Source organism: Wohlfahrtiimonas larvae (assembly GCF_002006755.1).
Classification (GTDB): Bacteria; Pseudomonadota; Gammaproteobacteria; order Cardiobacteriales; family Wohlfahrtiimonadaceae; genus Wohlfahrtiimonas; species Wohlfahrtiimonas larvae.
In genome coordinates this window covers 42,789-51,108 of the sequence record NZ_MVDO01000077.1, presented here as the reverse complement: position 1 = coordinate 51,108, position 8,320 = coordinate 42,789, and the positions used below count along the sequence as shown (strand labels likewise).

Genomic DNA, 8,320 nt, shown 5'->3' with positions numbered 1-8,320 from the left:
ATGCAGGTCAGTAGTATTGGCGGTGATGTTCAGTCGAATACAAAGCGCATCATAGATGCTATTCATGTTGCACAACAAAATGGGGCGGAATTGATCATTTTTCCTGAGTTATGTGTATCAGGTTATGGTGCTGATGATCTTTTTTTGAAAGATCAGTTTTTAGATTCATGTCAATGGGCTTTATCTCAAATAGCGGCGCATGTTAAGCCTCAAGAAGTTGTATTATTAGGTTATCCTGAGAAAACAGATGCAGGGCTTTATAGTAGTATCGCAATTATGACAGATGGTAAAATTGTTGGAAATCATCGTAAAACAACCATTCCTTCAGAAAAATTTTGTACAGAACATCGTTATTTTAAATCAGGTGAGGGATCAACAACATTTGACTTTAAAGGTTTACGAATTGGTATTTTAGTATCTGAGGAAATATTTTTAGATGTTGATATGGTGGATTGTGACCTATTTTGCTGTTGTTCTGCATTTCCATGGTCGCGAGAATTGAGTATTGAACGAGAACAATGTTTACATTCACTATCTAGAACAACAAATGCTCCCATTGTGTATGTGAATCACGTGGGGGTAACAAGGGATTTTTTATTGGAAGGTTCTTCATCCATTACCAATGAAATGGGAAAAACATCTGTATTATTGAAGTTTTTTGAAGAAGATTCTGTTGTTGTTTCAATGAATCAGATAAAATATCATGATCATCCAATTTATCCAAAGCCAGAATCCTATAAGCAAGAGTTATATTGGGCCATTAAATATGTTATGAAAGCATTCATTGAACAAACGCCTGAAAAAAAAATGTTGGTATTGATGGATGGTACATTAAATTGCCAAGTAATATTGTATATCGCGATGAGAGCTTTGGGGGCGGATAATGTTTCAGGCCTGTATATCAGTTCTCGTTTTGATTCTCCAAAGATTCAATCTCAAGTGAAAGCCTTTATGGATAATTTAGGGGCTAAATTATATGTTTGGGAATTGGAGAATGATTTAGTACATGGCTTTATCGGTCAAGGTGGTCATATAGTGGATGATGTTTGGAAGAAAGAAGCTTGTGATCGTTTTAAAGCAGCTATGTTTATTTCAGTTGCTAAACTTTTACAGGCTTTTCCAGTGAATAGTAGGCATAAAACTGAAGTGGCAATGGGAGTGCAAGAGAATATATCTAGTTTTGCATTTACAGAATTTATGCCATTGAGTGATGTTTATTATGCGCAAGTTATAGGATTAGCAGAATGTATTAATAAATATAAAAAGGCAGAAATTTTTTCTTATGAAAAATTAGAATATTCGCATAATTTAATGGTAAGAAAGAGTTTTCTTAATAATGGAGAGCTCGCTAAAGTTTCTGACATTGATGAAATTCTAATATTGTATATAGAGAGAAGTCAGTCAGTTAAACAAATTATTAATCGAGGTTATGATAAGGATTTGGTCATCAGTGTGATTCGTAGGTTGCATCAAGAAGAACCTAATAGAGTAAAATTAGGATTTTGCCCAACATTATCTCTTCGTTCTTTCCAAAAAGACTGGCTATTTCCGCCTTTGGTGGATTGGAATAATATTGAAATTACTAATCTATAAATGTGATTTTGAATAAGCAAAAACCAGCCCCAAGGCTGGTTTTATAGTTTTCAAGCCAATTTTAGTTGTGATTAATCATCACCACCAAAGATGCCTAAGATTCTTAATAAACTAGAGAAGATATTATATAAAGAGATATAGATATCTAACGCTAGCGAAATATAACTATCTTCACCACCACGCGCAGCCATATTGATACGGTAAACTATCGCCATAGATGAGAATGCTATCACTGCAAAAGAGACAACCAAAGAGATCATCGGCATTTGTAGGAAGAAATAGTTTAAGATGATCGTTACCATTAATACAAAAAATAAGATACCAATATAACGGCCTAGAAATGAGTAGTCTTTGCTTGTGTTGTTACCAACTAATGCCAAGCCAACAAAAATCGCAGCAGTTCCAAAAACAGCAGTACTGATTAAATTAACGCCATTGCTCATTGATCCTACAGTTGCTAATAATGGTTGTAACATAAAGCCCATGCCAAATGTGAATACAAACATTAAAGCAATGCCCATACTATTTCGACGATTTTTTTCAATCATAAAAATCAAGCCATAGAATACCGCCATAACACCGATGAAATAGATAAATGGACTAGAGCGCATGATATTGACTAGGAGCCCATTCATCATGAATCCGACCCAAACACCAATAGCTGTAGGAATGAGAGATAAGCCAACTAAAGCATAAGCCTGACGAATAATTTTATTCGCTGCTAACGCACTCTCTTGCGTGTGAACCAAGTTATTATCTTGGCCATAATATGAGTTCATAAAACCTCCCAAAGTATCAAAAAATTTAACTTAGACGATTATAACGAATTTTATAATTAAACAATAGAATATCGTAGTAAATTACTGTAAATTTCACAATTTTATTTATGATATTAAATTTTTTAAGGTATTAAGAATAAATTGAAGATCTTGGGCTCGAGATAATCTATGTTCGCCATCATTAATGGTGAAGAGTTGTGTGTTTTTAAAATGTGCAGCAACTTTGATACCTAACATTATGGGGATATCATGATCTTGTTCACCATGAATGATAGTTATGGGTGTTGTAATTATGCTTGGGTGGTTCAATAATCTATGTTGCTGAGCATCTTGAATAAATTGTTGGTAAAATTTTAAAGGTTCCTCATCATATTGCGAAGGAATGGCTATGACTCCTTGATTTTCTAATTGGCCCAATAAATCTTTTGGTAACTTTTTGAGTAAGATTTCATGTGTAAAGTCTACAGCGGGTGCTAATAGTAATAATGCTTTTGGTTGCGTTTGATGTGAGCGTTGTAATGTTTCTGTTAATCGTAATGCTAACCAAGCACCCATAGAAGATCCGATGATGATCGTTGGGCGATGTTGAATTTTTTGATAAATCAATAATGCTTCATCAAGCCATTGTGAAAGATTTGCTGTTGCAAATTCTCCTTCACTTTTACCTAATCCTGAATAATCAAAACGTATCATTTCTATGGATTCTTTTTGAGCCCATTCAGAAATAGCACTAGCTTTTGTGCTATTCATAACTGAACAATAGCCACTGAGCCATAAAATAGAAAGCTTTGCACCGTTAGGAATCTCATGGCAATAGGCAATATTACGAGGATTGCCATGAGACTTTACATGATCATACTTTATAGACATTGTAATTCATTGATCCATCGGTTCATTAATGTTGTTGCAGAAATTTCTTCACAAAATTGGGCGTTGACACCAGCATATAATGCTCGATATTTCTCAGGTTCTTTTTGTGCAATTAAAGATTTGATAAAAAATCCATGAGCGGGGAAAGGCAAAAGTGATAAATCACTCTGTTCTAATAGTTTTAAACCTTCTGTGCGAATAGCGCGAGCCCAGGCACCACTTAAATTTTTCGTCAATGTACTGTCTAGTTCATTACTATTTAACAAAGCTTTTCGATGGCTATCTGTCGTGTTAGCTTCGTGTGTTGTTAAAAAAGCAGTGCCTACTAGAACTGCGGATGCACCTAGGCAAAATGCGGCACCCATTGATTTTGAGTCAAAGTATCCGCCAGCTGAGATAATTGGTAACGTTAATTCCCTCGATCCTTGTTGCAATAAAGTAAAGGCTGATTGTGCAACTTGTACAGGATCACCAATGAATGTCGCTCGATGACCACCAGCTTCACTGCCTTGTAAGATAAGCGCATCTGCGCCTTTTTCTTGCCAAACATAAGCTTCTAATAAATGGGTTGCGTTGCCAATTACCAAAATATTATTTTCATGTAAGCGTTGGATAACATCATCACTTGGTACACCAAACGTAAAGCTGACAATCGGAACTTCCTCTGCAATGATAATATCTATCATCGATTCAATACTGCTGAGCTCCCAAAGGTTTTCATTGTATAGATTCGTTGCCTCATTAATTTTAATATCAGGATTCATATCTGAAGCTTTAATGACAAACTCATCCATTTGTTCGCGACTCACGTAGGTTCGGTGAGGTACAAAAAGATTGACTAAGAAAGGTTTATGCGTCAAAGCTTTAACATCATGAATTTGGGTTTGTAATTGTTCTGGTTTTAAATAACCTGCGGCAATTGAGCCTAAACCCCCTGCATTAGAAACAGCAGCAGTTAATTCAGCAGAGACATATCCGCCAGCCATTGCAGCTTGAATGATAGGATATTCGATACCGAGTAACTCGGAGAGGTGTTTAGGAATAATCATTTAAAATCCTTTAGCTTAAATAATTTTTGAGTATTGTTGGTTGTTGCATCTGCTATTAATTCTAATGGTTCTTGACGAAGAATAGCAATAGTTTTGGCAACTTCTAATAAATCTATAGGATAATTAATCCCTGTTTCTCGATAGGCGCCTCTTTGAAAAGGTGCATCTGTTTCAATGATAAAGTCATTGAGAGAGAGTTCTGTAATGATATGCCTTAACTTTTGCGCTCTGGTAAATGTGATCGTACCGCCAAATCCTAAGAGAAAATTATGTTCTATTGCTATTTTAGCTTGTTGCAAACTGCCTGAAAAGCTGTGTAATACACCTCGTAATGTTGGATGTTTACGAATTTCTTTTAAAACGAGATCTAGGGTCTTGCGTGTGTGAATGATTAAAGGTAAATCAAACTCTAAGGCTAACTGAATTTGGGCTTTAAAATAATAAATCTGTTTATCCAGCTCTGGCTGTTCAATCATAGCATCTAAACCACATTCACCAATAGCAATCGGTTGATACTGTATGAGTGCTGATCGAAGGGTAGATAGTGACTCATCTGTATGTTGAGCAATAAAATATGGATGAAGACCATAGGCAGCATAACAATGTGGTTGCTGTTGTGTAATGTGGTGAATATTTTGGAAAGTTTCCGCAGTTGTGGCAGGGATGATCCAATCATGGATATTTTGGCCACGTGCATCCGTTAATAACTGTGATAAATCATCAGTGAATCTAGGATCATCTAAATGAATATGTGAATCAAATAGGTGTATTTTGTTGCTGTTGTTGATGGACATTTTCGATTCGATGTCTTGGGATTTGTGTTGTATTTTCCGTATCCCAGATGACTTTTTTAATGAATTTTCTTTGCCTTAATGGGCACTCAAAACGTGAACATACCTCACATGATTCAGGTACACAATCATCAATGTGGACAAAAAGTTCAACTTGATGTTCAAAATATTCGTGTGTAATTTCACGCAATTTTTCATATTCTTTGTGAGCTTCGCGAGTATTAAAAAACCAAGGTACAGTTAAGTGGCAATCTAAATGTAGATTACTACCATATTTGATGAAGCGAATATTATGGATATCAATCCAGTTTTCAGTACGGTGTTGATTTAGCACATCTAAATATTCTTTTAAGAGTTCTTCATCTGCTTCATCCATAATGCCAGCTACAGCTTCACGAATAATATGAAAGCCTGTATAGGAGATGAATAAGCTAAAACAGATTGCAATGACGCTGTCTAGCCATAGCCATCCTGTCAGCATCACTAAGCCTAAACCTAAAATTAAGGCTATGGAGGAGTAACTATCTGACATTAAATGTTTACCGCCCGCAATTAATGGTAAAGATTTTTGTTCTTTACCTTTTTTGACAGTGATAAAACCTAAGATATAGTTAATTGCTCCTGCGAGTCCAACTAATATAATACCGCTGCCTAATTGCTGGATAGTGTGTTTATTATCAATTAGTTGCATAATGGCTTCATAGAAAATATAAATGCCAGCGAGTGCAATCAGTGTACCTTCAATACCTGCTGCAATGAACTCTATTTTACCATGTCCATAAGGATGATTTTGGTCTTTTGGAAGAAATGAAACATATAAGCTATATAGTGTAAATCCGCCAGCAACAACATTAATAATGCTTTCAAGAGCATCAGTTAAAATTGCCACAGAGCCAGTGAGCCACCAAGCAAACACTTTGATAATAAATAAAATTGTACTGACTATAAATACAATTTTCTGTAGCTTGATGATCTCTTTGGCTTTATTAGTCATTGATTATTCATTGCTTATGAAATAAGTGATGATGCTTGTACATCAGCATGATAAGAAGAACGAACCATAGGGCCCGATGCAACTTCTTTAAAGCCCATTTTTAGACCTTCTTCTTTGTACATTGCAAATGTTTCAGGTGTGACATAGCGCAACACAGGTAGGTGATGGGGGCTCGGTTGTAAGTATTGTCCGATGGTGAGCATGTCAACATTATGTGCACGTAAGTCACGCATTACATCTAAAATTTCTTCATCAGTTTCACCTAAACCAACCATTAATCCTGATTTAGTCGGTACATTAGGGCATTTTTCTTTGAAGTTTTTCAGCAAATCTAAAGAATATTGATAATCAGCGCCAGGACGAGCTGCTTTGTATAAGCGAGGTGCGGTTTCTAAGTTATGATTAAAAACATCAGGTGGGTTTTTGGCTAAAATTTCAATAGCAACATCCATTCTGCCTCGGAAATCAGGTGTAAGAATTTCTATTTTGAGATTTGGATTCATTGCGCGAGATTCTGTAATACAATCAGAAAAATGTTGTGCGCCGCCATCACGTAGATCATCACGATCCACTGAGGTAATAACTACATAACGTAGGCTCATTGCAGCCACTGTTTCAGCTAGATTTTTAGGTTCTTCTTGATCTAAAGGATTAGGGCGGCCATGGCCAACATCACAGAAAGGGCAACGACGCGTACAAATAGCGCCCATAATCATAAATGTTGCAGTGCCTTTTCCGAAACATTCACCTAAGTTCGGGCAGGCAGCCTCTTCACAAACTGTTGCAAGCTTTGCACCACGTAGAATCTCTTTGAGTTCCATGACACGTTTTCCACCAGAGTAAGTGGCGCGAATCCACGTTGGTTTTTTTAAACGTGTTTCAGGTGTGGTTGGTTCAATTTTAACTGGAATACGAGCAACCTTATCAGCACCCCTTAATTTTTCGCCTTGTACAGGTTTATTCGCTTGCATGTTTTCTCCTTGGTGATTGTTCAACAAGCTCATTGAAGCTAGCAACAAAATATTCAATAAACTTGGATTTTAGCATGTTAATATCAAAATTTTTGTGTAAATCGCTAATGTTGATCATTTTTAATCCTTGATAACCACAAGGATTAATATAAGAAAAAGGTTGTAAATCCATATCTACATTTAATGCCAATCCATGATAGCAACAGCCTTTTCTAATTCTTAGCCCTAAAGAAGAAATTTTTTTCTCCTCACCCTCATGATGTACATAAATACCAGGGGCATCAGGTTTTGCGTAGCTATCTATATCACAGTCTGTCAATACTCGTATTGTAGTTTTTTCTAATAGAGAAACTAAAGGCCTTGGTGATATATGTTCTTTTTTTATGTTTAATAGAGGATAAAATACTAACTGTTTAGGACCGTGATAGGTTACTTGTCCGCCACGATCTGTGGGGATAATAGGAATATCGCTGAGTTGTAAAATATGTTCTGCTTTTCCTGCTAATCCTTGTGTGAAAACAGGATAGTGTTCAGTTACCCAAAATTCATCTTCCGTTGTAGAATCTCGTTGGTCAGTGAAATCTTGCATTGCTTGGTAAACTTCACCATAGAAGGTTAAGCCTAGGTCTTTAATGATCATGCGGTTTTTTCCTTGAAGTGGCATTCATTGTATACTAAACATGCTGCGCATTTAGGTTTCCTAGCCACACAAATATAACGCCCCAACAAAATTAACCAATGGTGAGCATCTAACATAAAATCTTTGGGAATACGTTTGAGTAACTCTTGTTCAACTTCTAGTACATCTTTGCCCGGTGCTAATCCTGTACGATTGCCTACACGAAAAATATGCGTATCTACTGCCATTGTTGGCTGTTTAAATGCAGTATTGAGAATAACATTAGCTGTTTTTCTGCCAACACCTGGTAATGATTCTAAATCTTTACGGTTATCAGGCACAATACTTGAAAATTTATCACGTAGAATGACACATGTTTTATATAAGTTTTCTGCTTTAGTATTAAATAATCCAATCGTTTTAATGTAATCTTTAATGCCTTCAATACCTAATGCAGCAATTGCCTCAGGAGTATTTGCAACTTTAAACATTGGAATGGTTGCTTTATTGACACCTTTATCTGTTGCTTGGGCTGACAGTAAGACCGCGACTAATAATTCAAAAGGTGACGAATAAATTAACTCGGTTGTCGGAGTAGGGTTGTCATCGCGTAATTTAGTGAAAAAGGAAAGGATCTCCTCTTTATTCATTTTA

General features: G+C 36.1%; 9 protein-coding genes. 1 reads left to right on the top strand and 8 read right to left on the bottom strand.

Annotation, left to right across the window (positions count from 1 at the left end; genetic code table 11):
* The coding region (locus BZK14_RS05030) for a nitrilase-related carbon-nitrogen hydrolase (RefSeq protein WP_077925472.1) at positions 1-1,593 on the top strand (1,593 nt) is incomplete at its 5' end.
* A 71-nt stretch (positions 1,594-1,664) separates the two neighbouring features.
* On the opposite strand, the gene BZK14_RS05025 is transcribed toward BZK14_RS05030, so the two are convergent.
* From BZK14_RS05025 to nth, 8 genes are all read right to left on the bottom strand, one after another.
* A complete protein-coding gene (locus BZK14_RS05025) occupies positions 1,665-2,372 on the bottom strand; it encodes a Bax inhibitor-1 family protein (protein WP_077925471.1) in 708 nt (235 codons plus the stop codon).
* Positions 2,373-2,477: 105 nt separating this feature from the next.
* A complete protein-coding gene (locus tag BZK14_RS05020; protein ID WP_077925470.1) occupies positions 2,478-3,242 on the bottom strand; it encodes an alpha/beta fold hydrolase in 765 nt (254 codons plus the stop codon).
* Positions 3,233-4,291, bottom strand: a complete 1,059-nt coding sequence (locus BZK14_RS05015; protein WP_077925469.1) for an NAD(P)H-dependent flavin oxidoreductase — start codon at positions 4,289-4,291, stop codon at positions 3,233-3,235. The genes BZK14_RS05020 and BZK14_RS05015 overlap by 10 nt, the downstream gene beginning before the upstream one ends.
* Positions 4,288-5,085 (bottom strand): TatD family hydrolase, encoded by a 798-nt coding sequence (locus BZK14_RS05010; protein ID WP_077925468.1) that lies wholly within the window; start codon positions 5,083-5,085, stop codon positions 4,288-4,290. Before BZK14_RS05010 ends, BZK14_RS05015 begins: the two co-directional genes overlap by 4 nt.
* Positions 5,048-6,076 (bottom strand): cation diffusion facilitator family transporter, encoded by a 1,029-nt coding sequence (locus BZK14_RS05005; protein ID WP_077925467.1) that lies wholly within the window; start codon positions 6,074-6,076, stop codon positions 5,048-5,050. Before BZK14_RS05005 ends, BZK14_RS05010 begins: the two co-directional genes overlap by 38 nt.
* Positions 6,077-6,090: 14 nt before the next feature.
* Complete coding sequence (gene lipA / locus BZK14_RS05000; protein ID WP_077925466.1) at positions 6,091-7,047, bottom strand: lipoyl synthase; 957 nt, start codon at positions 7,045-7,047, stop codon at positions 6,091-6,093.
* The gene (lipB, locus tag BZK14_RS04995) at positions 7,034-7,687 is read right to left on the bottom strand and encodes a lipoyl(octanoyl) transferase LipB (protein WP_077925465.1); all 654 of its coding nucleotides are present in this window, start codon (positions 7,685-7,687) and stop codon (positions 7,034-7,036) included. The genes lipA and lipB overlap by 14 nt, the downstream gene beginning before the upstream one ends.
* Entirely contained in the window at positions 7,684-8,316 is a 633-nt protein-coding gene (nth, locus tag BZK14_RS04990; protein WP_077925475.1) for an endonuclease III, read from the bottom strand. The genes lipB and nth overlap by 4 nt, the downstream gene beginning before the upstream one ends.
* Between the last annotated feature and the right edge of the window lie 4 nt (positions 8,317-8,320).